Annotated in this window: 24 protein-coding genes; 17 read left to right on the forward strand and 7 right to left on the reverse strand. The window is 44.4% G+C overall.

What is annotated here, in order from left to right; all coding sequences use genetic code 11:
* Positions 1 to 28 precede the first annotated feature (28 nt).
* Both H7968_RS11875 and H7968_RS11880 read right to left on the reverse strand, forming a co-directional pair.
* Entirely contained in the window at positions 29 to 1,201 is a 1,173-nt protein-coding gene (locus H7968_RS11875) for a chromate transporter (protein ID WP_227396363.1), read from the reverse strand.
* 13 nt (positions 1,202 to 1,214) lie between these two features.
* Positions 1,215 to 1,523 carry a PadR family transcriptional regulator gene (locus tag H7968_RS11880; RefSeq protein ID WP_134372720.1) on the reverse strand — a complete coding sequence of 103 codons (309 nt, stop codon included), beginning with the start codon at positions 1,521 to 1,523 and terminating at the stop codon, positions 1,215 to 1,217.
* A 207-nt stretch (positions 1,524 to 1,730) separates the two neighbouring features.
* On the opposite strand from H7968_RS11880, the gene H7968_RS11885 reads away from it, so the two are divergent.
* Positions 1,731 to 2,909 (forward strand): GTP-binding protein, encoded by a 1,179-nt coding sequence (locus tag H7968_RS11885; RefSeq protein WP_227396364.1) that lies wholly within the window; start codon positions 1,731 to 1,733, stop codon positions 2,907 to 2,909.
* Between the two features lie 52 nt (positions 2,910 to 2,961).
* Here the strand turns inward: H7968_RS11885 and H7968_RS11890 are convergent, their stop codons facing one another.
* Positions 2,962 to 3,270, reverse strand: a complete 309-nt coding sequence (locus tag H7968_RS11890; protein ID WP_227396365.1) for a DUF3243 domain-containing protein — start codon at positions 3,268 to 3,270, stop codon at positions 2,962 to 2,964.
* A gap of 356 nt (positions 3,271 to 3,626) precedes the next feature.
* Between H7968_RS11890 and H7968_RS11895 the strand changes: the two genes are divergently transcribed.
* Positions 3,627 to 4,649: a MoeB/ThiF family adenylyltransferase gene (locus H7968_RS11895; RefSeq protein ID WP_227396366.1), complete on the forward strand. Its 1,023-nt coding sequence runs from the start codon at positions 3,627 to 3,629 to the stop codon at positions 4,647 to 4,649.
* Positions 4,650 to 4,734: 85 nt separating this feature from the next.
* On the opposite strand, the gene moaC is transcribed toward H7968_RS11895, so the two are convergent.
* Positions 4,735 to 5,238, reverse strand: a complete 504-nt coding sequence (gene moaC / locus H7968_RS11900) for a cyclic pyranopterin monophosphate synthase MoaC (RefSeq protein ID WP_227396367.1) — start codon at positions 5,236 to 5,238, stop codon at positions 4,735 to 4,737.
* A gap of 67 nt (positions 5,239 to 5,305) precedes the next feature.
* Here moaC and H7968_RS11905 point away from each other — a divergent pair, with 67 nt between their 5' ends.
* The 11 genes from H7968_RS11905 to fdhD all read left to right on the forward strand — a co-directional run bounded on the left by H7968_RS11905 (position 5,306) and on the right by fdhD (position 16,470).
* Positions 5,306 to 6,562 (forward strand): molybdopterin molybdotransferase MoeA, encoded by a 1,257-nt coding sequence (locus H7968_RS11905; protein WP_227396368.1) that lies wholly within the window; start codon positions 5,306 to 5,308, stop codon positions 6,560 to 6,562.
* Positions 6,550 to 7,071, forward strand: coding sequence for a molybdopterin-guanine dinucleotide biosynthesis protein B (gene mobB / locus H7968_RS11910; RefSeq protein WP_227396369.1), 522 nt, complete (start codon positions 6,550 to 6,552; stop codon positions 7,069 to 7,071). Before H7968_RS11905 ends, mobB begins: the two co-directional genes overlap by 13 nt.
* Positions 7,026 to 7,508: a molybdenum cofactor biosynthesis protein MoaE gene (locus H7968_RS11915; protein ID WP_227396370.1), complete on the forward strand. Its 483-nt coding sequence runs from the start codon at positions 7,026 to 7,028 to the stop codon at positions 7,506 to 7,508. The genes mobB and H7968_RS11915 overlap by 46 nt, the downstream gene beginning before the upstream one ends.
* Positions 7,505 to 7,735, forward strand: coding sequence for a MoaD/ThiS family protein (locus H7968_RS11920; RefSeq protein WP_227396371.1), 231 nt, complete (start codon positions 7,505 to 7,507; stop codon positions 7,733 to 7,735). The genes H7968_RS11915 and H7968_RS11920 overlap by 4 nt, the downstream gene beginning before the upstream one ends.
* A complete protein-coding gene (gene mobA, locus H7968_RS11925) occupies positions 7,732 to 8,355 on the forward strand; it encodes a molybdenum cofactor guanylyltransferase (RefSeq protein WP_227396372.1) in 624 nt (207 codons plus the stop codon). Before H7968_RS11920 ends, mobA begins: the two co-directional genes overlap by 4 nt.
* Positions 8,294 to 9,349 carry a GTP 3',8-cyclase MoaA gene (moaA, locus tag H7968_RS11930; RefSeq protein ID WP_227396373.1) on the forward strand — a complete coding sequence of 352 codons (1,056 nt, stop codon included), beginning with the start codon at positions 8,294 to 8,296 and terminating at the stop codon, positions 9,347 to 9,349. Before mobA ends, moaA begins: the two co-directional genes overlap by 62 nt.
* Positions 9,350 to 9,363: 14 nt before the next feature.
* A complete protein-coding gene (locus H7968_RS11935) occupies positions 9,364 to 9,867 on the forward strand; it encodes a MogA/MoaB family molybdenum cofactor biosynthesis protein (RefSeq protein WP_227396374.1) in 504 nt (167 codons plus the stop codon).
* Positions 9,868 to 10,566: 699 nt separating this feature from the next.
* The gene (gene fdhF, locus H7968_RS11940) at positions 10,567 to 13,530 is read left to right on the forward strand and encodes a formate dehydrogenase subunit alpha (protein WP_406566406.1); all 2,964 of its coding nucleotides are present in this window, start codon (positions 10,567 to 10,569) and stop codon (positions 13,528 to 13,530) included.
* Positions 13,523 to 14,212, forward strand: a complete 690-nt coding sequence (locus H7968_RS11945) for a DUF1641 domain-containing protein (RefSeq protein WP_227396375.1) — start codon at positions 13,523 to 13,525, stop codon at positions 14,210 to 14,212. The genes fdhF and H7968_RS11945 overlap by 8 nt, the downstream gene beginning before the upstream one ends.
* 56 nt (positions 14,213 to 14,268) lie before the next feature.
* A complete protein-coding gene (locus H7968_RS11950) occupies positions 14,269 to 15,543 on the forward strand; it encodes an L-lactate MFS transporter (RefSeq protein ID WP_227396376.1) in 1,275 nt (424 codons plus the stop codon).
* Positions 15,544 to 15,675: 132 nt separating this feature from the next.
* Complete coding sequence (gene fdhD, locus H7968_RS11955; RefSeq protein WP_406566407.1) at positions 15,676 to 16,470, forward strand: formate dehydrogenase accessory sulfurtransferase FdhD; 795 nt, start codon at positions 15,676 to 15,678, stop codon at positions 16,468 to 16,470.
* 370 nt (positions 16,471 to 16,840) lie between these two features.
* On the opposite strand, the gene H7968_RS11960 is transcribed toward fdhD, so the two are convergent.
* Positions 16,841 to 17,242, reverse strand: coding sequence for a sporulation protein (locus H7968_RS11960; RefSeq protein WP_227396377.1), 402 nt, complete (start codon positions 17,240 to 17,242; stop codon positions 16,841 to 16,843).
* A 60-nt stretch (positions 17,243 to 17,302) separates the two neighbouring features.
* The gene (locus H7968_RS11965) at positions 17,303 to 18,523 is read right to left on the reverse strand and encodes an MFS transporter (protein ID WP_227396378.1); all 1,221 of its coding nucleotides are present in this window, start codon (positions 18,521 to 18,523) and stop codon (positions 17,303 to 17,305) included.
* Between the two features lie 139 nt (positions 18,524 to 18,662).
* Here H7968_RS11965 and H7968_RS11970 point away from each other — a divergent pair, with 139 nt between their 5' ends.
* Entirely contained in the window at positions 18,663 to 19,487 is an 825-nt protein-coding gene (locus H7968_RS11970; protein WP_227396379.1) for an STAS domain-containing protein, read from the forward strand.
* Positions 19,488 to 19,764: 277 nt separating this feature from the next.
* Here H7968_RS11970 and H7968_RS11975 read toward each other — a convergent pair whose 3' ends face one another.
* Positions 19,765 to 21,447: a methyl-accepting chemotaxis protein gene (locus H7968_RS11975; protein WP_227396380.1), complete on the reverse strand. Its 1,683-nt coding sequence runs from the start codon at positions 21,445 to 21,447 to the stop codon at positions 19,765 to 19,767.
* A 205-nt stretch (positions 21,448 to 21,652) separates the two neighbouring features.
* Between H7968_RS11975 and H7968_RS11980 the strand changes: the two genes are divergently transcribed.
* Genes H7968_RS11980 through H7968_RS11990 form a run of 3 tightly spaced genes read left to right on the forward strand, consistent with a single transcriptional unit; the run spans position 21,653 to position 23,248 of the window.
* The gene (locus H7968_RS11980) at positions 21,653 to 21,916 is read left to right on the forward strand and encodes a metal-sensitive transcriptional regulator (protein WP_227396381.1); all 264 of its coding nucleotides are present in this window, start codon (positions 21,653 to 21,655) and stop codon (positions 21,914 to 21,916) included.
* Between the two features lie 54 nt (positions 21,917 to 21,970).
* A complete protein-coding gene (locus tag H7968_RS11985; protein WP_227396382.1) occupies positions 21,971 to 22,450 on the forward strand; it encodes a DsrE/DsrF/DrsH-like family protein in 480 nt (159 codons plus the stop codon).
* A gap of 21 nt (positions 22,451 to 22,471) precedes the next feature.
* Entirely contained in the window at positions 22,472 to 23,248 is a 777-nt protein-coding gene (locus tag H7968_RS11990) for a sulfite exporter TauE/SafE family protein (protein WP_227396383.1), read from the forward strand.
* Positions 23,249 to 23,386 lie beyond the last annotated feature (138 nt).

The raw sequence follows: 23,386 nt of genomic DNA on the forward strand, positions 1-23,386 counted from the left end.
AATGAAATTCCGGCGTGTTCTTTTTTCATTATAGAAAAATCAGTCCGGCAAGTGCGCCTGACAGTACAACAACCCATGGCGGCAGCTTCCAGAATACAAGCATGCTGAAAAGGAAAGCAGCGAGTACAAAGTGAATCGGCTCAATAATAGAGCTGGTCCAGATTGGGAAATAGAAAGCTGAGATCAAAATTCCGACAACAGCAGCATTGACTCCCATAAAGGCTGCTTTCATCTTAGGATTCTGACGCAGTGCATTCCAGAATGGAAGAGCACCGAGAATCAGAAGGAAGGCGGGAAGAAAGATTGCCGCAGTTGCCAGCAGACCGCCCTGCCATCCGCCGATAACTGCCCCGATGTAAGCAGCAAACGTGAACAGTGGACCAGGAACGGCCTGAGCTGCTCCATAACCAGCAAGGAACTGTTCTTCAGTCAGCCAGCCAGTCGGTACGAACTCTCTTTCTAATAGAGGAAGAACGACGTGTCCGCCTCCAAATACGAGTGAACCAGATCGGTAAAAACTGTCGAACATCGCAATCCAGTTTGCTGATGTAAATTCTCTTGCAATCGGCAAAATTACTAGAAGGGCAAAAAATAATGTAAGGAAAACAGCACCAAGCTTCTTGGAAACCGGGAACTTAAATGTCGGATTTTCTTCTGACGTGTCTCCTTTAAATAACAGGAATCCAACAAGTCCAGCAATCAGAATAACCACTACCTGACTGACTGTTGTCTGCCATAAAAGTGTAACGGATAAAGCTAATAGTGCGAGTGCTTTTCGCTGCAGATCAGGCGTCAGGTTTTTAGCCATACCCATAATCGCGTGGGCAACAACTGCTACTGCGACTATTTTTAATCCCTGCAGCCAGCCTGCATTTGTTACATCAAATGCATTCACGATCATAGCGAATATGATGAGCGCAATAACGGAAGGCATTGTAAATCCAATAAAGGAAACGAGTCCGCCTAGAAGTCCTCCGCGCATAACCCCAATCCCGATTCCAACCTGACTGCTCGCAGGTCCAGGCAGGAACTGGCTCAGTGCCACGAGGTCCGCGTACGTTTTATCATCCATCCATTTTCTACGCTGAACGTATTCATCGCGGAAATATCCGAGATGCGCAATCGGTCCGCCAAACGATGTAAAACCAAGCCTCATGGATACCATTAAAATCTCTAAAAGTGATCCTCTTTTTTGTTCCATTGTGATCTCCCTTCTAATCTTTGATTTCTTTAAACAGCTCGTAAGCTTTGCTGCGTGCTTCTTTCAGAACAGCCACGCCTTTTTCGGAAGCGGTGTAATACTTACGGATATGACCATCGACATTTCTCTCTTCTTTAATAAGCAAACCGTCTGTCTCCATTGAATGGAGGATCGGATACAGGGTTCCGGCACTGATTGAGTAACCGTGCTCCCTGAGCTCTTCGGTCATCCATGCTCCGTAAATCGGATGTTCAGAAGCGTGGTGAAGGATATGGATCTGGATAAAGCCAAGAAACAATTTCCGCAACACTTTATCTTCCAATGAAAAACCCTCCTCGTCATTCGATATCGGAAACCGATAACGAAAATCTATAGTGAATTCTATCAGGGAATCTTTCGTTTGTGTACTGAAAAAGCTTATGTTTACAAAAGCTTAACAAAACAAAATGGGTAAAGTTTAACGTGACATCCGCTGAGGTTTATATTATTATTTAAAACGAAATCATTACGATTTGTTAGGAGGATTTTTATGACAATACCTGTTACAGTCCTGAGTGGCTATCTTGGAGCGGGGAAGACGACGCTTCTCAATCATATACTGCATTCAAAACAAGAATTGAAGGCGGCTGTCATTGTAAACGATATGAGTGAAATCAACATTGATGGTGGTCAGCTGAAAAAAGGTTATTTCTCGAGAACGGATGAAACACTGGTTGAAATGCAGAATGGCTGTATTTGCTGCACGCTGCGTGAGGATTTAATGATTGAAGTAAAGCGGCTGGCTGAAAAAGGGGACATTGATTATATACTAATTGAATCCACGGGTATTTCAGAGCCGATCCCTGTTGCACAGACGTTTGTTTATGAAGATGAAGAAACTGGTATTGATCTATCACAGCACTGCCGTCTGGATACGATGGTGACAGTTGTGGATGCCATGCGTTTTGCTGATGATCTGGAGAGCGGGGAAACGCTGCTCGACCGTAAGCAGACGGACGATGTGAATGATGAGCGTGATGTTTCGGATTTGCTGATTGATCAGGTGGAATTTGCAGATGTGATCATTCTGAACAAGATGGATGCTGTATCAGATGAAACAGCATCAAAGATCAACATATTACTGGCAACGTTAAATCCTGACGCAAGAATCATTCCGGCAAGCTACGGTCAGATAGAAGCAGCTGATATTTTAAATACACATCGATTTGATTTTGAAAAATCAAGTCAGTCTGCAGGTTGGATTAAGGAATTAAACGAAGAACATATTCCGGAGACAGAGGAATATGGAATCACTTCTTTTCTATATAAAAGACAGCATCCTTTTCACCCGGCACGTTTTTATGAGTGGCTGAGTGAACTCCCGGAAGAAATTGTCCGTTCAAAAGGCTTCTTCTGGCTCGCGACGAAGCAGCACACAGCAGGACTCGTGTCACAGGCTGGGAAGTCGATTCAGCTTCAGTCAGCAGGCAGCTGGGTTGCCGCAATGCCTGAAGAGGAACAGCGGGCAGCCCTTGCTGAAGAGCCAGAATTGAAGCAGAGATGGCATGCTCAATGGGGGGATCGCATCAATGAGCTCGTTTTTATCGGAATTGATCTGAAAAAAGATGAGATCATTGCGGAACTTGATGCATGTCTACTGACGGAAGAGGAGCTTGTATCTGACTGGTCAACATTAGAGGATCCGTTCCCTGATTTTTCGGCACGATAGAATGCAATAAAGCCCAAAGCGCTCTTAGCACTTTGGGCTTTTGAATGTTAACTTAGTTTGTCGATTGTGCAAGTCTAACTAATAGATGGGCTAACTGATGCCGCTGTTCTTTATTGCCGAGCTTCCATAATTCCTGTAGAAGCTTTTCTTCGCGGTTTCTCGGTTCTTCACTTTTAGCCAGGTAGTCCCCGATTTTTTCGGCACCTTTAGCGAGACTTTCTTCACTTAAACCGAGTTTTTCCCCTTTTGCAACCTGGTCTCCGAGATAATTCTTGAAGTGCTCGAAATTCTGAAGGATCTCCTCTTTCTTTTCAGGTGCTGTTTGACGTGCTTCCTGCTCCACTCTATTTTCAATACTCATGGTAAAACCTCCTAAGTTTGTTATAGTTGAATGTCATTCCCTGTAAAAGGTTTAATAAACAATTATGATCAAAAAATAATAAAACATCCAAATAAAATATTTAGTTACTGGGATGGAATTGCTTTGAAATCTCACTTTTGGTCGTGCATTTAATGATTCAAACTTTTTGTATCTTTTATTTTTGAGGTTTATTTAGAAATAAACGAAGAATAAAATAATCAATATTGTAATATCGGGGTGATCATTTCTTATTTCAATCCTCATCCCTTGTCCTTCCACTCATTTACTGCTATCTTTATAAAAAACTAAATTTTCAGCTTTTACATAGAATTTTAGGAGATTAGGGGGCGGATCGTGTGCATCAGAACAGGTATTCAAGACAGGAATTATTTACACCGATTGGCGCCGGGGGACAGGAAGAGATTCAAAAAAAACACGTATTAATTATTGGTGCAGGTGCTCTTGGAACCGGTGCTGCTGAAGCGTTGGCAAGAGCAGGTGTTGGCAAGCTGACGATTGTGGACCGGGATTATGTGGAGGTCAGCAATCTGCAGAGACAGCAGCTTTATAATGAAGAGGATGCCCGCAAAAAGCTGCCTAAAGCGATTGCAGCGAAGTATCGTCTCGAGCAGGTGAACAGTCTGATTGATATTGATGCGATTGTAGCGGATTTAACGTATCAGGATCTGCTGAAGCTTGCGAAAAACAGTGATTTGATGATGGATGCAACGGATAATTATGAAACACGTCTGGTGATGAATGACGTTTCACAGAAGCTATCTATCCCATGGATATATGGCGCATGTGTCGGCAGCTACGGGATGTCATATACGATCGTGCCAGGTGTTACACCATGCTTTCAATGTGTGTGGGAGACCATGCCGCAAAACGGTCAGACGTGTGATACAGCTGGCATTATCAGCCCTGCTGTTACGATGGTGACTTCTCATCAGGTGGCAGATGCGCTGAAGATTTTGAGTGGAAATATGGATGCCTTAAGTGGAAAGATCGTCACATTTGATGTGTGGGAGAATCAGTATCAATCAATCGGTGTATCGAGATTAAAGAAGGTTGAGTGCACATCATGCGGATCCAATCCGACTTATCCGTATTTGACACCGGAACATACGATGAAGACAGCGGTTTTATGCGGCAGGGATACGGTTCAGATCAGACCCGCAGAGAAAAAAGCTGTTGATTTAGGTGATCTTCATACGATTTTCTCTACACAGGGTCTGCCTGTTCAATACAATTCTTTTTTGATCAGTGTCAATCTTGATCCTTACAGAATGGTTGTATTCAAGGATGGACGTGTGCTTGTTCATGGAACAAATGACATTTCAGAGGCGAAAAAAACATATCATCGTATTTTCAGCTGAAACCGTTTGTAATGAAAAATGAAGGGAAAACAAAAAGATCCCCGCTTATTAATCAGCGGGGATCTTTCAAACGTAAAGCAATTTATTAGTCCAGTTTCGTTAAAGGGATGCTGCGACGCAGGTAGTCGCCGTTTTTCCCACCGGTTTTTTCGTGTAAAAAAGTAGGTCCGATGACGATCCCTTTATCTGCAGCCTTACACATATCATAGATCGTCAGTGCGGCAACAGAAGCAGCTGTCAAGGCTTCCATTTCAACTCCTGTGCTGCCTTTTGTTTTCACAGAAGCGGTGATGATGAGTTCAAGACGGGAGGAAAGATCCCATTCAAATGACAGATCAATGCCGCTTAATGATAGCGGGTGACACATGGGAATAATCGAAGAGGTCTGCTTCGCGCCCATAATGCCCGCAACCTGGGCAACAGCGAGTACATCACCTTTTTTATTTGTACCATATTGAATCTGCTGGTAAATATCCTCATTCACGATGACGCTGGAACGGGCTGTCGCGGTTCTTACTGTTTCCTGTTTATCAGAGATATCCACCATTTTTGCACGGCCCTGTTCGTTAAAATGCGTAAATTCTTTCATTGATTTCACCCCGATTAAAGTAAGTAATCATATTGTAGCACGCCAAAACAGAAAGGAGAGGAAGAGTTTGGTTGAAAAAAGAAAACCGATCCCGGTCAGTGAAGCCATCAGACGGGTGATGGATCAGAACATAGAAACGAAAACAGAGCAGATACATATAAAAGAAGCCAATGGAAGAGTATTGGCAGAGAACCTGATCGCTACCCATCCAGTCCCGCCTTTTGACCGCTCACCTTATGACGGCTTTGCGATCCGGGCAGAGGACTCTATACATGCATCAAGAGAAAATCCGGTTACTTTTTCGGTTACTGAAACAATTGGAGCGGGCTCAGTGCAATCAAGACCGGTGGGGCCGTTTGAAGCAGCCAGAATCATGACTGGGGCCATGCTGCCGGAGGAATGTGATGCCATTGTGATGCTTGAGCTCACGACTGAGCCGGAGCCGGGGAAAATGATGATAAAGCGCGCGTTTTCATCTGGTCAGGACGTATCGTTTAAAGGAGAAGATATGGCTGAAGGAGAAGTGCTCGTTGAAAAAGGTTCGGTAATCAATCCGGGGATTATTGCTCTTTTAGCAACGTTTGGATATGAGTACATTTCTGTCGGTGTCAGGCCGGTTGTCGGCATTCTCGCAACAGGGTCTGAACTGCTTGAAGTTAACGAACCGCTTGAACCGGGAAAAATTCGTAACAGCAACGCACTGATGGCTGCAGCGCAGGTTGAGCGGGCAGGGGCTGAACCGAGACTGCTTGGCAAGCTGACAGATGATCTGGATGAATGCTATGAAGCAGTTAAAAAGTCATTAAATGAAGTCGATGTACTGATCACCACAGGGGGCGTGTCAGTCGGAGACTTTGATTTTTTACCTGAGGTGTACAAACGTCTTGGAGCGGATGTTTTGTTTAATAAAACCGCCATGCGCCCTGGAAGTGTGACGACTGTCGCTCATGTAAAAGAGAAATTTCTGTTCGGGTTATCCGGAAATCCTTCAGCCTGTTACGTTGGCTTTGAGCTCCTGACAAGGCCGGTCCTTCAACTGATGATGGGCAGCAGTAAACCTCATCACACGATTGAAGATGCTGTATTAGGTGCTGATTTTACAAAGCCTAATCCTTTTACGCGATTTGTCCGCGGGAAAATGGAAATTAAAAACGGACAGCTGTATGCAAGTCCCTCGGGTTTTGATAAATCCAGTGCAGTCAGCTCTTTAGCGGGAACAGACTGTCTGATTATGCTGCCCGGCGGAACAAGAGGCTATCGTTCGGGAGATGCAGTACGAATTGTATTACTTGAAGCAGGACATGGAAGTGAGTGGCCGTGGTAATGCCTGTTCTTCAGGTAGTCGGTTATCAGAACAGCGGAAAAACAACAGTCGTAAAGCATTTAATTGAGGCGGCTGCGTTAAAAGGTCTTGTAACCGGAACATTGAAACACCATGGACACGGTGGCTTACCGGAGCAGCCTTCCGGTAAAGACAGCCGCGTTCATTTAGAGACAGGTGCTTCGATCAGTACAGTTGAAGGGGAAGGCGCAGTGGTTCTGCAGTCTGCTCCCGGTTTATTATCACTTGATCAGCTGCTTGATTTTTACAGAACATTGCCGATTCATGTTATTTTAATAGAAGGATATAAAAAAGAGCCATTTCCAAAAATCGCTGTGATCAGAAACACTGAGGACCTTTCATTACTAAACGACTGTACAAACATTCAACTCGTCATTTCAGCAGCTCCAGTGAAAGGATTATCAGTGCCAAATATCTTGTTTGAAGATCAGTCGAGCTATACAAAATGGTATACCAATTGGCTAAAGGAGGAAGGCGCTTGTTTATCGTGACAGATGAGCCAATATCTATTGAAGAAGTATCCGGAAAAGTGATGCGTCCCGAGGCTGGAGCTGTTGTGACCTTCACGGGAACGGTCCGGGAATTTACAAAAGGACGCAGGACGCTTCAGCTTACATATGAAGCCTATGCCGAAATGGCGGAAAAACAGCTGCGGCGGATTGGTGATGAAATCAAGGAGCGCTGGCCGGACGCCGTGACCGCTATTACCCATCGCACTGGGGTCCTTGGCATATCAGATATCGCTGTTGTCATCGCAGTTTCCACACCCCATCGAAAAGATGCCTATGAGGCAAATGAATATGCGATTGAACGGATCAAAGAGATCGTGCCCATTTGGAAAAAAGAAAAATGGGAGGATGGGGAAGAGTGGATTGGTGACCAGCTCGGAAAACATCCTGGAACACCATCAAAGGAGGAAATCCATTGATTACAGTAAATTGTTTTGCCCATTTAAAAGAGCAACTTGGACATGATCGTATCACGCTTGAATACAAGGAGTTAACCGTGCAGGAGCTCCTTCAGGTCTTGCGGGAAAAATATGAAGTGAAAACAGAATCCATTCTCGTAGCTGTTAATGAAGAATATGCATTTCCCGAGGATAAAATCACGGAGTATGATACGGTCGCGCTGATTCCGCCGGTCAGTGGCGGATGATCATCATTGGAGCAGTGATGGCTGGCGGGAAATCAGTCCGATTTGGTAAAGCGAAAGCCTTTGCCGAATTCGACGGGGCTCCATTTTATAAAAAAGCGGTGGATGCACTGACACCTCATGTTGAAAAGGTTGTATTATCTATCAGACATGAGCAGGAAAATGCGTTCTCAAATAGCGATCTAGAGCTGATCAAAGACCTGGATCCGTATGTGAATTGCGGCCCGCTTGGAGGCCTGTATGCCTTGATGAAGCAGACAGACGGGGACGCCTATCTTGTTCTTCCATGTGACTTACCGCTTTTTACGGAAAAGGCGTCTTCCAAATTATTTCAGCAGTTTGAAGAAGGTGTGATGGCTGTTATTCCAGAAGTCGATGGCATGCTTCAGCCTCTTTCAGCTCTTTATCTGATAGGTTGTCTGCCCTATATTGAAAAGCAGCTTCAACAGGGAGATTATCGGATGATGGGCTTTTTGAATGAAATCCCATGGAAAGCTGTAACATATCAGGAACTTGACGTACCAAAAGATATTTTTTTGAATGTGAATGATCAAAAGACCTATGAGGCATTCATTCAGAAATACGCGCATTCAGGAAAGGAGGGAGAAAGTGGAGCCGATTAAAGATACTTTTAACAGACCGCTGCACGATATCCGGATATCCGTCACCGATCAATGTAACTTCCGCTGCGGTTATTGTATGCCCGCGGATTTATTCGGACCTGATTTTGCTTTCATGCCGAAGGAGCATTATCTGACATTCGAAGAAATTGAAAAGCTGGTCCGTGCGATGAGCGAGCTTGGTGTTGAAAAGGTGCGGCTGACAGGTGGTGAGCCCCTTTTACGGAAGGACCTTCATGAGCTGATTGAGAAGCTGAACCGGATAGAAGGCATCAAAGATATCGCCCTGACCACAAATGCGATGCTTCTTCCCAAACAGGCGAAAAAACTGAAAGAAGCAGGGCTCAAGCGGGTAAACATCAGTATGGATGCGATTGAAGAAGAAGTATTTAAAAAAATGAACGGCCGTAATGTCAGTACAAAGCCTGTTATTAAAGGGATTGACGCAGCTTTAAAAGCAGGGCTAGAAGTGAAAATCAATATGGTCGTGCAAAAGGGCGTCAATGATGATCAGATTCTGCCAATGGCGCGATTTTTTAAGAAGAAGGGCATCACGCTCCGTTTCATTGAATTTATGGACGTCGGCAACACAAACGGCTGGAAAATGTCCTCCGTTATTACGAAAAAAGAAATCATCGGACTGCTTCAGCAGGAATTTGATTTAGAGCCGGTAGACCCTGACTATTTCGGTGAAGTAGCCAACCGTTATCGCTACACGGATGAAGAAAATGAAGTCGGGGTGATTTCTTCCGTATCTGACTCATTCTGCTCGAGCTGCACAAGGGCCAGGCTGTCAGCTGATGGTAAGCTCTACACGTGTTTATTTGCAACAGAAGGTCATGATCTGAAAGAAGCTGTGCAAACAAAATCCCATGCGCATTTAAAAGCAGAGCTGGCCGGCATCTGGTCAAAGCGTACAGACCGTTATTCTGATGAACGCACAGAAGAAACCGCCAAAAACAGACCGAAAATCGAAATGTCATACATCGGCGGGTAAAAGGAGTTTGGCGTATGTTAAGTGAACACAGAAAAAAATCCTCCAAATCGGTCGCCTGCAAGGTCATTACCGTAAGTGACACACGGACGGAGGAAACAGATAAAAGTGGCAAACTCATGATCGACCTGTTGAAAAAGGAAGGTCACCAGCTCATCCATTATGAAATCGTAACAGACGAAAGGATCCTCATTGAAAGAGCCATTCAGTCCGGCCTGAAGGATGAGAAAGTGGAAGCGATTCTCATTAACGGAGGCACAGGTGTTGCTCCGCGGGACGTGACGATTGAAGTCGTAAAGCCGCTCCTTGAAAAAGAACTGCCCGGCTTCGGTGAAATCTTCCGCTATTTAAGCTACACAGAAGACATCGGCTCTGCTGCCATTCTTTCAAGAGCCTGTGCAGGGACCGCCAACAAAACGGTCGTGTTCTCAACGCCGGGCTCAAGCGGTGCCGTCAAACTCGCCATGGAAAAACTCATACTGCCGGAGATCGGGCACCTCGCCTGGGAACTCACGAGATAAAACCGTCCTGAATGGGGCGGTTTTTATTATGGGTGCAGGTTGAAGTTGTTGATAGCCAGGCAGCTTTCTTTTGTCGTTAATTGCATAAAAGATGTCGATAGAGCTGTGGTTTCTGTTGATAGGATTCATTACGCGGCTGGAACTGTTGATAGACTGCTGGATGATGTTAATAGAGTTGGCGGATTTGTCGTTAGCCGCCTGCTTTCTGTTCCAACAGTCCTGAGTTCTGTCGAAGCTGCGGTTATTTACCACTTCAATACATTTGTTCAATACTCTTTTATCCTGTCTAGCTTGGTTAAAATTAATATCAAACGAAGTCGTCGTTAACCGTCCATTTTTTGTCGTTAAGCGCATAAAAAATGTCGCTAGAGCCGTGTTTTTTGTTGATAGGCCGCATTACGCGGTTGAAAATGTTAATAGACTGCTGGAAAATGTTAAAAGGCGCGGTGAATTTGTTGTTAGGCGCTTGAATTTTGTTCAAACAGTCCTGAATTCTATCGACGCGCCGTCACTCGTTTCCCAACGCGCCCGTTTCCCACATCCACACCCTCTTTATCACCCACCCAAACTATTTCGCCACCAAACAATCTCAAATTCAAACTTTTTCACTATTTCTAGTTTCGCCTGTTATCTGATAGGGTAATAAATGACAGGTGCGAAAAACTGAAAATTATAAAAATTGTACAGGGGGAGAGAAATGTGTCAGAACAGATCAATGTAACGATTAACGGGAAACCTGCAGTGATTGATGCTAATTTATCTGCCATGCAGGCATTGGAGGATCATCAGACAGAGGTTCCTTCGGTCTGTTATCATCCGAGCCTCGGGGCAATTGAAACATGCGATACGTGCATTGTAAAAGTGAACGGTGAATTTGTCAGATCCTGTTCGACTCAGCTTAAACCGGGAGATGTCGTGGACGGTGTCTCTTCTGAAGTGAAAGAAGCGCAGGTTATCGGGATGGACCGTATTTTAAAAAATCATGAACTGTATTGTACAGTCTGTGATTACAATAATGGCACGTGCGAAGTACATAACACGGTCAAGGAAATGAAGGTTAATCATCAGAGCATGCCTTTTGAGCAGAAACCTTATGAAATTGACGACTCGAATCCTTTTTACCGCTATGATCCGGATCAGTGTATTCTGTGCGGCCGATGTGTCGAGGCTTGCCAGGACGTACAGGTAACGGAAACGCTCACAATTGACTGGTCGCTGAAAAAGCCGCGTGTGATCTGGGATAAAAACTCTAAAATTAACGAATCCTCCTGTGTGTCGTGTGGACACTGTTCTACGGTTTGTCCTTGTAATGCCATGATGGAAAAAGGGATGGAGGGCGAAGCCGGTTTTCTAACGGGGATTGCCAAGAAAACATTGCGTCCGATGATTGAACTGACGAAGAATGTTGAAACCGGTTACGGGTCAATTTTAGCGATATCTGATATGGAATCAGCCATGCGTGAGGACCGTATTAAGAAAACGAAAACGGTTTGTACGTATTGCGGGGTTGGCTGCAGCTTTGATATCTGGACGAAGGATCGCAAAATTCTTAAGGTTGAACCTTCCGTTGATGCTCCGGCGAACGGTATTTCAACATGTGTGAAAGGGAAGTTCGGCTGGGATTATGTGAACAGTGAAGAACGTTTAACCAAACCGCTGATTCGTGAAGGCGATGCATTCCGTGAGGCGGAGTGGGAAGAGGCTTTGAGCCTGATTACTTCAAAGTTCAAAGAGTCCCTTGAGAAAAAAGGACCGGATTCCATGGCGTTCATCAGTTCATCTAAATGTACAAATGAAGAATCCTACGTCATGCAGAAGCTGGCAAGGGCTGTTATTGGTACTAATAATGTGGACAATTGCTCGCGTTACTGTCAGACACCTGCAACGATGGGTCTTTTCAGAACGGTTGGTCACGGAGGAGACTCCGGGTCCATCACAGATATCGCTCAAGCAGGCCTGGTCCTTATTGTAGGATCTAATACATCGGAATCTCACCCGGTACTTGCGACAAGAGTGAAGCGTGCCCACAAGCTTCATGGACAGCGGTTAATCGTATCAGATATCCGTCGTCACGAAATGGCGGACCGTGCTGATCTGTTCTTCCAGCCAAAGCCGGGTTCAGACCTTGTTTGGCTGTCAGCAGTGACGAAGTACATCGTTGATCAGGGATGGGCTGATGAGACGTTTTTAAATAACCGTGTAAATGGACTGGATGATTATATTAAGAGCATTCAAAAGTTTACGCTTGAGTATGCAGAAGAAGCGACAGGCATTTCCAAAGAAACGCTGATTACGATCGCTGAAGAAATTCATCAGGCTAAAACGACCGCCGTATTATGGGCGATGGGTGTCACGCAGCACTCAGGCGGAAGTGATACGAGTACAGCGATTTCCAATATGCTGCTGATTACCGGTAACTATGGCAAGCCGGGAGCGGGAAGCTATCCACTTCGCGGTCATAACAATGTGCAGGGAGCGAGTGACTTCGGCAGTATGCCGGACCGTTTCCCGGGTTATGAAAAGGTCGCTGATGATGACGTTCGTGCAAAGTACGAAAAAGCATGGAACGCAAAAATTCCGGCAGAGAAAGGCCTGAATAATCATGAGATGATTGACGCGATTCACGATGGGAAGCTGAATGTCATGTATTTAAAAGGTGAGGACATGGGAATCGTGGACTCTAATATTAATTACGTACACGAAGCCTTTGAAAAGCTGGATTTCTTTGTTGTACAGGATATTTTCCTGTCTAAAACGGCTGAGTTTGCTGATGTTGTCCTTCCGGCGAGCCCAAGTCTTGAAAAGGAAGGGACGTTTACAAATACAGAGCGTCGCGTACAGCGTCTGTATCAGGCGCTTGAACCGCTTGGTGATTCCCGTCCGGACTGGGAAATTATTCAGGACATTGCCAACCGTCTTGGTGCCAATTGGAACTATACGCATCCGTCTGAAATTATGGCAGAGGCAGCCTCTCTTGCCCCATTATATGCGGGGGTTACGTATGAGCGCCTTGAAGGATATAACAGTCTTCAATGGCCGGTGGCTGCTGATGGAACCGACTCACCATTGCTATTCCTGGATGAATTTCCGTTTCCGGATGGTAAGGCAAGGTTATTCCCGGTGGATTGGACAAAGCCTCTTGAGTTTGAAAAAGAGTACGACATTCATGTGAATAATGGACGTTTACTGGAGCATTTTCACGAAGGGAATATGACGTATAAGTCAAAAGGGATTTCTTCCAAGACGCCAAAAGCCTTTCTTGAAGTATCACCTGAACTTGCTGCAGAGCGCGGGCTTGAGGATGGAACGCTTGTAAGACTGACCTCTCCTTATGGTTCTGTCAAAGTGGAATGTCTGGTGACAGACCGCGTGAAAGGAAAAGAGGTGTATCTGCCGATGAACGATGCAGGTGAGGGAGCCATTAACTATCTCACGAGTTCACAGGCGGATAAGGATACAGACACGCCGGCCTATAAAGAAATCAGTGCAAAGCTTGAAGTGCTCAAACCGAAGGGTGAAAGTCCTCTTCCAAGAATTAATCACCGTAACGGAGATCCTCAGCCTCAGATGGGTGTGCGGGTGGATAAAAAGTGGGCAAGGAAGGATTACGTCTTTCCTGGCGACCTCGTGAAATTAAGAAAGGAGGCGTCTAAGCGTGGCTAAAGCAACCAAAGTGATTCACCGGATGGAAGTCAGTCCTGAAGAAAAAAGACGTCGTGATCTGGAAGAGATTGAAACAAGGCTTTTGGACAATAAAGACGCTGTACACGAACTTTTTGACGTGCTTGAACAGCTGCAAAAACGCGAAATCCTTCAAACTTTAAAATCCCTTTTTGCTAAAGGGGATGAGGTAATGGATATTCTCGTGAAAACAGCTGATTCCAAAGAAACCGCCAACAGTATTAAAAATCTACTTTTATTACTCGGAACGCTTGGAACACTGAACGTCCAACAGCTCGAACCACTCATTTTAAAAGTGAATGCAGGTATTGCGCGGGTGGCAGAGCTGGATGAGAAAAAGGAGCAGCAGGGATATGTCACCCTGCTAAAATCACTGAATGACCCTGAAGTGAAAAGAGCCATGGCAGTTGGTGCTGCATTTCTGAAAGGACTTGGCATTAAACAGGATGAATATGAACGGACTTCTCAGAAGCCTGGAAATCAAAAGACAAAGGCTGAGGGTGAACAGTTTGATGATATTTTCACAAAAGAATATTACACGCTGCAAAAAGAAAACGGTTCGTCGCGTCCATCTTCAGGTGATTCGGGCGGCAGCTGGGTGATTCCGGCGGGTCTTTTACTGGCTGCCATTCCTATTTCATTGTTGTTTAAGAAGAAGTCGTAGAATAACGATCCGGAGCCAGTCCGGCTCCGGATGACTTTTAATGAGGAGGAACAGGGATGGGAGAAAAAAAGTTAAAAAACCGCTGGCTGATTGCTGTGGCAGCGGTAGGTATTCATATTTCAATCGGCTCTGTCTATTCATGGAGTGTGTTTTCAAATCCACTTAATGAAAAGCATGGGTGGTCCTCAAGTGACATCGCCTTGACGTTTAGTATCGCAATCTTATTCCTTGGTTTAGCTGCCGCGTTTATGGGGCATTTTGTGGAGAAACACGGTCCGAGAAAATCCGGTATTGTATCGACGATCTGCTTTGGGATTGGGATGATCGGTGCAGGCTTTGCGGACAGTATCGGGAATCTGTATTTATTGTATTTTTTCTATGGGGCATTAGGGGGAATTGGTCTTGGGATTGGTTACATCACTCCGGTATCGACACTGGTTAAATGGTTCCCGGATCGGCGTGGCCTTGCAACAGGACTTGCGATTATGGGCTTTGGATTCGCTTCATTAATTGCGAGCCCGGTGATTGAAATGCTGATTAACAATATTGGGATTTCAAATACGTTTTTCTTACTGGGTGCCATTTATTTTGTGTTGATGTTCAGTTCATCTCTCTATCTTGCACCGCCACCGAAGGATTTTGTGCCTAAGGGAATGACGCTTGAAGAGAAAAAGGAAAAAGAGAATAATAAAAGTACTGGGGATCTGGCGCAGCTGACAGCAAATGAGGCGGTTAAAACAGTTCGTTTTTGGGCGCTCTGGATCATGCTGTTCATCAATGTGACATGTGGAATCGCCATCATTGCAGTAGCATCTCCAATGGCACAGGATATTGCAGGGATGACTGCCGGTGCAGCAGCGTTGATGGTTGGAATCATGGGACTCTTCAATGGATTTGGCCGTCTTGGCTGGGCTTCCATTTCAGACTACATCGGACGCCCAAACGTTTATACGACGTTTTTTGTTTTACAGATAGCTGCGTTTGTTCTGCTGCCTAACGTAACAAATGCGATTATCTTCCAAATTCTGATCTTTGTTATTTTATCATGCTACGGCGGAGGGTTTGCCTCTATTCCGGCCTATATCGGAGATCTCTTTGGAACGAAGCAGCTTGGCGCGATTCATGGTTATATTTTGACGGCATGGGCAGCAGCGGGACTTGTTGGACCAAGTGTCGTGACACGAATTGAAGAAGCAACAAACAGCTATGCGCTGACGATGTATATTTTCACAGGTGCATTCGTCGTCGCCCTGATCGTTTCCCTGCTGATCCGGGTAAACATCAAGAAAATCCGGGAAGAAAATACGCAGCCCGCTGAAGCGACAAGTTAAAGTTAGCTTTTAAAGGATGCTGCTTCGCATTACTCTATTAATCTCGCAACTGGATTTATATGAAACATTTTTTATAGTTTGATAAACATCCGGACACATGTCCGGGTGTTTATTTCGTCAGGAGTGATTCGTTTGAAAGATGTTACATATAAAAAAAGGATTTTGCGCTTTACAGATGGCTCTGCAGTTTGGACAGAAGATACGATCGCAACAGAGCAGGTACTCACGATCAAATTGAATGGTGAAGAATTTGTCACGATGGTCTGTTCACCTGAATATATGGAAGACCTGGCTGTCGGATATTTAGCGTCTGAGGGAATCATCAAGTCAGAGCGGGACTTATCATCCGTCCGTCTTGATGAAAAAGCGGGATTTATTCACATCGAATCTGAAAAGCTCAATCCGCTTTATAAAAATCTGCAAAATAAAAGGTATATCACTTCTTGCTGCGGAGGAAGCAGACAGGGATTTGTTTTTGCCAGCGATGCCATGGCTGCAAAGAAAATGGACAACATCACCGTTCGTATCAACCCTGAAAGATGTTTGGACTTAATGGAGAAAATGCAAAGCGGAGCAGAGATCTTTAAGGAGACAGGAGGCGTCCACAACGCTTCTTTATGCACTGCAGATGGAGAGATCTTGTTATCAAGAATGGACATAGGGCGCCATAATGCGCTTGATAAAATCTATGGACACTGTCTCAAAAATAACGTGTCAGTTCAAGATAAGATCATCGTGTTCAGCGGACGATTATCCTCTGAAATCCTGCTGAAGGTAGCTAAAATCGGATGTGAGATCGTTCTGTCAAAATCCGCCCCAACCGAACGGGCAATCGAACTCGCAGAAGAACTCGGCATCACAACAGTCGGCTTCATCAGAGGACGCTCCTTCAACATCTACACGAATCCGGAGAGAATTGTGATGTAATGTTATATAAAAACGGACCGGACACACCCTTCTCTTTCCGCGGCCGCGCGGTGAGCCAGCTAGTGCTTCGCACTACGCTGTCTCACCTGTCGCTTCACTGCCGCAGGAGTCTTCGGGTGTGTCCGGTCCTTTTGAAAATAAATGATTATGACTTGATGAAAAGTAATGTATATAGTCAGAAAGATCTTTTTCTATGATTAAAAATTTCAGGTAAGTGGAGCAGAAGGCGGTGACTCCTGCGGCATAGAAGGGCAGGTGAAACTCTGCAGGCGCGAAGCGTCAAAGAGGTTCACCGCCCGGCCGCGGAAAGCGTCCGCCTGTCGCGGAGGTTACCGGTTAAAAGAAAGCCGAAGGAATTTTACAAATTATTTTAATCGTTCTTCTTCTCCTCAGCCTTCAACTCATCATGATCAATATATTGAACATTGTTCTTGAAGATAAGCCGCGTTCTGAATCTGTAGCGGCATTTTTCATCATGCTGAGCCAGGTGCTCAGGGATCACGTAAGTAAAGGGAAGCTCCTTCCACTCCTTATCATCGATCTCCTGAGACATATAAATCGTCGCAGCAATTTCAACTGCCTTTTCTTCTTTAGAATCAGGATCAAATTTCATCAGATCACATTCCAGTCTGGAGACCTTCGCTTTTTGCTTTGGACCTTTCAGTCTGAATGTACCCGTAATTTTTTCTCCTGGCGTCAGTGTGTTTTGATTCAATACTAAATCCACTTTTCCTTTACCTGGTGAGAGCGCGCTGATCATTCTTGCGAGCACTTTGATCACATCCTTTGGTTCTACATACGATTAGGGTTCATAAAGGTTTCATTGCTACCTTTAATTTATCGTTCCGCCGTGTGTTGAAGCAAGTTCCGGTGAGCTTTTAAGTTTACGGAACCGAAGATAAAATACGCTGGTCATAGCAAACGAAAGGATTCCAAATACAACAACCATGAGTGGGAGACCGATCAAATCCAGCAGCAGTCCGGTTAACAGAAGCACGACCTGGAAGATGATCCGGTCGAGCATATTTCTGAAAGAGAAAAATCGTCCGTGAAATTCTTTTGGAATGCGCGTCTGAAAAATAGTCGCCGCTGTAGGGAAAAAGCACCCCACTGCAAAACCGAAAATAGCAAATGACAGGATCGATAATGCAGGAATGTATGCGAAAAATAAAAGAAACTGTGAAAATCCGATGACAAATGAAAAACCGAATAAGATCGAGTAAGGTGAAAATGATTCGCCAATTCGTTTAATCACAAAGGCACCGATCATAAACGCAATCCCTTCAGCCGTATAGATCCACCCTTTTATGGCAGGATCATTCTGGATTTCACTGATATTAATGACCATCAGGTTGAATCCGCCGATAAACAGCAGTGGAACCAGCGTTAGAATTAACGTCATAAAGACAATAGGCAACCCTTTAATAATTGGAAAGACTTCGCTGAAACCGGCAGGACGCTGCTTTGCTTCTTTTGGTAAAGCTTTTGGGAGCTCTTCATTTATTTGGAGCAACCATGTGACGCCGAACAGTCCAAGATAGGCTAATAATGAAAACAGATAGACCATTGATAAAGGAAGCTGAACGACTAAAATTCCTGCTACTGCGGTTCCAAGAACCCTTGATAAAGTAGACACATTCATATGAATACCATTCAGCTGAAGCAGTTCTTTTTCTTTCACAACGAGTGGCAAGGCAGCTTGGAGAGCAGGGAAATAAAAAGCTGCTGACATTTGGATAAAGACGAGAAAGACAATCATCCAGAGCACAGAATCCTGTTGAATAGCGATCAACATAAAGATCACGCTGATCGCTCTGACAAAACCGGAGGCAAGCATGACCGTTTTTTTACGCAACTGATCCGTAATTTTCCCTGCGAACGGACCGATCAGCACACCTGCGAGGAGGCCGGCTCCTAAAATCAATGACTTCATAAAATCAGACGGAACTTTCTCCTGCATAAATTCAAGATTGCCAATAATTCCGAGCCACAAACCGACTCCGGCAATAAACTCTCCGGTCAGCAGAATCCAGACATTTCGATTGCGAAACATGTTAAAACCTTCTTCCTTTTTTCCATATCAAAAAGTATGAGTGAAAGTATTTCGTTTGTCTACATAATTATAGGAGTTTACATTTTTATTAAAATAGGAGAATATTAGCATAGAGTGAGATCGACAGGAGGGGTGTTCAATGAATGCATATGCACAACTGGGATCATACATAATGCAAAAAAGTGAAGAGCTGGCAAGAGAATTGAATGAGAGCCTGGATAAAGAATTTGTCGAATCAAATTTACCTCCGGATGAACTGGCAGAGCTGAATGATTGGCGTGCAAAGTTTATCGGGTACATTGCGGAAGCGGTAAGGCAAAATGATTCTTCTGTAGTTTGGGCGGATATCAAGAAGTGGGCGCGCACGTCCGGTGAGGAAGCCGTCTACAGAGGTATAGAGCTTGACGATGCACTCACAACGCTGACTTCCTGGAGAACGGTGACGTGGAATACGATTTTAGAAAAAGTGGATGAGGTTGGTTTGACGGCGAAGGAAGCGATTCAAATCAGCTTTATTATTGATCCGATTATTGATAAAGCCGGTCAGGAATTCAGTCTGGCCTATATTGAAAACTTCCGCCATTATTTAAATAAGGCGAAGAGCAGCGTAATGGAATATTCTGTCCCGGTTGTCGGATTAAATGATGATGTTGCGATTTTGCCACTCATTGGTGAACTGGATGATGAACGTGCCAAAGTCTTAAAAGAAGTGGCGTTACACAAATGTCTGGAGCTCCGGAACTCGACGCTGATTTTTGACTTATCAGGTGTGCCGATGGTCGACACAATGGTAGCGAATGAATTGTCTCAGGTGATCGATTCTCTGAAGTTGATTGGGGTTAAGACGATTCTGACAGGACTTCGTCCGGAAATTGCCCAGGCAGTTGTTGAGATTGGTATAAAATTCGAGGGAATGACGATTCGTAAAAACTTAAAGACCGCAATTGAAGGGCTGAAAATATAAAAAACAGATCAGGGACAATTTCACATGTCCCTTCCCTTAAGGTGTTAAATATTCAAAATCGTGCCGGGTCATTCCTTCGCTTTCCGCGGCCGCGCGGTGAGCCAGCTAGTGCTACGCACTACGCTGTCTCACCTGTCGCTTCTCTGCCGCAGGAGTCTACGGAATGACCCGGCACTTTTTGTCTGAATTCATGCATGCTTTAGAATATCGAAACAAGGTCAGAGACATACGTTACAGTAGTCTCTGACCTTGTTTTTATGAAGGAAGAGTGGACATTTCAAAACTTAAATCTTTTCACCTGTGTTTCAAGTTCTTTGGAGATTTGGGTAAGTTCATTTGCGTGTGAATTAATCTCCTCCATTGAGCTTAAAGATTCTTCACTTGAAGCAGCTGTTTCTTCCACCCCTGCTGCTGCCTCCTGGGCAACTGAAGCGATTTCCTGTATGGAATCATTCATTTGTGTGCTTTCTTTATCAATTTCATTTAAGCTCACTGTTATACCGCGGACCAGGTCTGTCATGTTAGAAATGGCAAGGTTAATTTCATGGAATGTGTCAACGGTTTCCTTCATTTTTTTCGAACCGTGCTCCACTTCTTTGTAACCGCTTTCAAGATCAGACACAACCTGGTTCGATTCTGTCTGAATGTTGCTGACAATACCTGTGATTTCACTAACAGAGTCAGATACCTGCTCAGCGAGTTTTCTTACTTCATCAGCGACTACTGCAAAACCTTTTCCATGTTCTCCTGCCCTTGCTGCTTCAATCGCAGCGTTCAAAGCAAGAAGATTTGTCTGATCAGCTACCGATTGGATGACTTCAACCAGTGAATAAATATTTTTGGTCTGTTCATTCAATCCTTTGACGCTTCTGACGCTGTTGCTGACGAGGGAGTCGATCTGTGTCATCTGATGTAATGAATCTTCCATTAACTTGCTGCCGACAGCGGTTTTGTCTGACATCATTGTGGCGCTTTGCTCAACAGTTCGGCTGTTTTGAGTGACGGATTCAATTTTATTTTTGAAGAACATCATGGACTCAGAAAGCTGGCCGGCATTATTCGCCTGTAACTCTGAACCACCAGCCAATTCCTGCATGGTAACCGCGATCTGTTCTCCGCCTTCTTTAACTTCTGAGGAAGTCTGTTTGAATAAAATACTTCTTTTTGACACTTCATCAGCAGCGAGCGAAAGGCTCTTCATTAGTGATTTGAGCTGTTCCTGCATGTCATTGGCGATCCTGGTTAAATCACCGATTTCATCTTTTCTTTTCGTTTTGAAAGGAGTTGCGGTCAAATCCCCGTCGGCAATCTCTTTCATCCGGTTTGATACGGCAACAGTAGATCTTCCGATAGAGCGCCCCATATATATACCAATAGACGCAGCACCTCCTATCGCGAGTACTGAAAGAATGATCATAATCAGACGGGTTGAAGTGAAAAACTGTTCACTGTCTGTCTTAAGTTCTCTAGCCACCTGTTCATTTACGCTGGAAATATCTATGACACCTTCCTGAAGACTGTGAAAATATTCGTCACCTGATAGTAATACAACTTCAGCCTGGTCCCAGTCACCTGCTTCGATTAATCCCCCTGTTTGGTTGACGATAGGCTTATATTCTTCCCATGCAGTTTCAAAGCTTTCAAGGGCAGCCTCTTCCTCGGGAACCAGATATGTAGCACGGTAATCTACTAAAATGCCATCAATATCCATGATGGCATTTTGGATTTCCTCTGAGTAAACGGTTGCCTCAGTTAAGACATCGTGCATCATTTCCGACTGGATCAATCCAACATGATTACTGATATTTCCGAGATAGGATAAGGGGATTACACGATCTACGTACATCGTATCAGCATTTTTATCCATTTGCATCATACTGTAAATAGCGATAATTCCGAGAATGAGGATCAGAGTGGCGATTGCAAAATAAGAAGTTAACAGCTTCCCAATCAATTTCATCAGCACACCTCTATTCAGATTTTTTTGAAAATTTAAGCTTTTACTGATCTATTATATCTATTTTCATCCTGTAATTACAACCAATATAGTAAAAAGTATTTATTTTATAGTGATCGATCGCGAATAATCAAAAAGATTGACTTAATACCCTATAGGGTATAATATTAACCTAGATTCATTGTTCAGATGCAGGGAGGTGCCCATTGTGGATTATCCAAAAGAAACGCTTCACCGATTGAAAAGAGTAGAGGGACAGCTTAGAGGCGTTCTTTCTATGATGGAAAACGGTAAGGACTGTAAGGAGGTCGTAACACAGCTTTCGGCAGTCCGGACTGCGATTGACCGCACGATTGGTCTGGTCGTGAGTGAAAATCTAGTTGCATGTGTAAGAGAAGCAAATGAGACAGATGGGCGAGAGCCGGATGAACTCATTAAAGAAGCGGTGAACCTGCTTGTGAAGAGCAGGTGATTTTTTTGAATAACTATATACCCTATAGGGTAATTATTTTTAGGAGGATTTGTCATGTCAGAAAAAAAGAGAACAACGATTGTATTATTCAGTGGGGATTATGATAAAGCGATGGCTGCTTATATTATTGCTAATGGAGCAGCTGCTTACGATCATGAGGTCACCATTTTTCATACGTTCTGGGGGCTGAATGCACTCCGTAAGGATGGAAATGTGGACGTGCAGAAAAGCGCGATGGAAAAGATGTTTGGCAAGATGATGCCAAAAGGTGCAGATAAAATGGGGCTGTCCAAAATGAATTTTGGAGGTCTTGGTCAGAAAATGATTAAAAGTGTGATGAAAAAGCATAATGCCATGGAACTTCCTAACCTGATCGAGATGGCTCAGGAGCAGGAGGTAAAGCTTGTTGCCTGTACGATGACGATGGATTTACTAGGGCTTCAGAAGGAAGAATTGCTTGAGGAAATTGATTATGCAGGTGTAGCAGCGTATTTAGCGGATGCTGAAGACGGGAACGTAAACTTATTTATTTAATCGTCTGAAGGAGGCAGCATCATGACTATTGAGTTGTTTATCGTATTATTTCTGATCGGCTTTATCGGCTCTTATATATCCGGAATGCTTGGTATCGGCGGCTCTATCATTAAATACCCTATGCTTCTCTATATTCCGCCGCTGTTTGGACTTGCTGCGTTCAGTGCGCATGAGGTGGCAGGGATTTCTGCGGTACAGGTATTCTTCGCGACCATTGGCGGTGTGTGGGCATATCGGAAGGGTGGATATCTGAACAAAACCTTAATTATTTATATGGGAGCTGCTGTGCTGATCGGCAGTCTGATCGGGGGACTTGGTTCAAAGGCTTTATCAGAGGACACCATCAATATGGTCTACGGAATTCTTGCGTCAATCGCAGCGGTTATGATGTTTGTTCCAAAAAAGGGCCGTGAAGATATTCCGTACGATCAAATAATATTTAATAAATGGCTGGCGGCAGGTCTGGCGTTTATCGTAGGTGTAAGTGCCGGCATTGTCGGAGCAGCAGGTGCCTTTTTACTCGTGCCGATTATGCTCGTCGTACTGAAAATACCAACCAGGGTAACCATAGCGTCATCGCTTGCCATTACCTTTATTGCCTCAATTGGTACAACAATTGGTAAAGTGACCACCGGACAGGTCGACTATTTACCGGCAGCCATTATGGTTGTAGCAAGTCTGATCGCTGCACCACTTGGAGCAAAGCTTGGAAAGAAAATGAATACAAAGGTGCTTCAGATCTTGCTGGCAGTGATTATTCTTGCAACAGCCATTAAGATTTGGATAGACATTTTGTAGGGGACGGAGCGGGTGATCCTTTTCACCAGCTCTGTCCCTCTTTTTTTGCTGAAGGCTGTAACATTCAAATGAGTGTTTGAATAATATGTTGGAAAGGAGTATATTATAATCAAACGAAGATTTGAATGTTAGGGGTGT

The organism is Jeotgalibacillus aurantiacus, from assembly GCF_020595125.1.
Taxonomy (GTDB): domain Bacteria; phylum Bacillota; class Bacilli; order Bacillales; family Jeotgalibacillaceae; genus Jeotgalibacillus; species Jeotgalibacillus aurantiacus.

Bases quoted from the DNA above. Each gene is read 5' to 3' on its own strand.
- moaC (WP_227396367.1), bottom strand. From the start codon at position 5,238: ATGAAAGAATTTACGCATTTTAACGAACAGGGCCGTGCAAAAATGGTG.
- H7968_RS11985 (WP_227396382.1), top strand. From the start codon at position 21,971: ATGTCAGAAAAAAAGAGAACAACGATTGTATTATTCAGTGGGGATTAT.
- H7968_RS11875 (WP_227396363.1), bottom strand. From the start codon at position 1,201: ATGGAACAAAAAAGAGGATCACTTTTAGAGATTTTAATGGTATCCATG.
- H7968_RS11885 (WP_227396364.1), top strand. From the start codon at position 1,731: ATGACAATACCTGTTACAGTCCTGAGTGGCTATCTTGGAGCGGGGAAG.
- H7968_RS11935 (WP_227396374.1), top strand. From the start codon at position 9,364: ATGTTAAGTGAACACAGAAAAAAATCCTCCAAATCGGTCGCCTGCAAG.
- H7968_RS11890 (WP_227396365.1), bottom strand. From the start codon at position 3,270: ATGAGTATTGAAAATAGAGTGGAGCAGGAAGCACGTCAAACAGCACCT.
- moaA (WP_227396373.1), top strand. From the start codon at position 8,294: ATGAGGCATTCATTCAGAAATACGCGCATTCAGGAAAGGAGGGAGAAA.
- mobA (WP_227396372.1), top strand. From the start codon at position 7,732: ATGATCATCATTGGAGCAGTGATGGCTGGCGGGAAATCAGTCCGATTT.
- H7968_RS11965 (WP_227396378.1), bottom strand. From the start codon at position 18,523: ATGTTTCGCAATCGAAATGTCTGGATTCTGCTGACCGGAGAGTTTATT.
- H7968_RS11915 (WP_227396370.1), top strand. From the start codon at position 7,026: ATGGTATACCAATTGGCTAAAGGAGGAAGGCGCTTGTTTATCGTGACA.
- H7968_RS11970 (WP_227396379.1), top strand. From the start codon at position 18,663: ATGAATGCATATGCACAACTGGGATCATACATAATGCAAAAAAGTGAA.
- H7968_RS11950 (WP_227396376.1), top strand. From the start codon at position 14,269: ATGGGAGAAAAAAAGTTAAAAAACCGCTGGCTGATTGCTGTGGCAGCG.
- H7968_RS11975 (WP_227396380.1), bottom strand. From the start codon at position 21,447: ATGAAATTGATTGGGAAGCTGTTAACTTCTTATTTTGCAATCGCCACT.
- H7968_RS11990 (WP_227396383.1), top strand. From the start codon at position 22,472: ATGACTATTGAGTTGTTTATCGTATTATTTCTGATCGGCTTTATCGGC.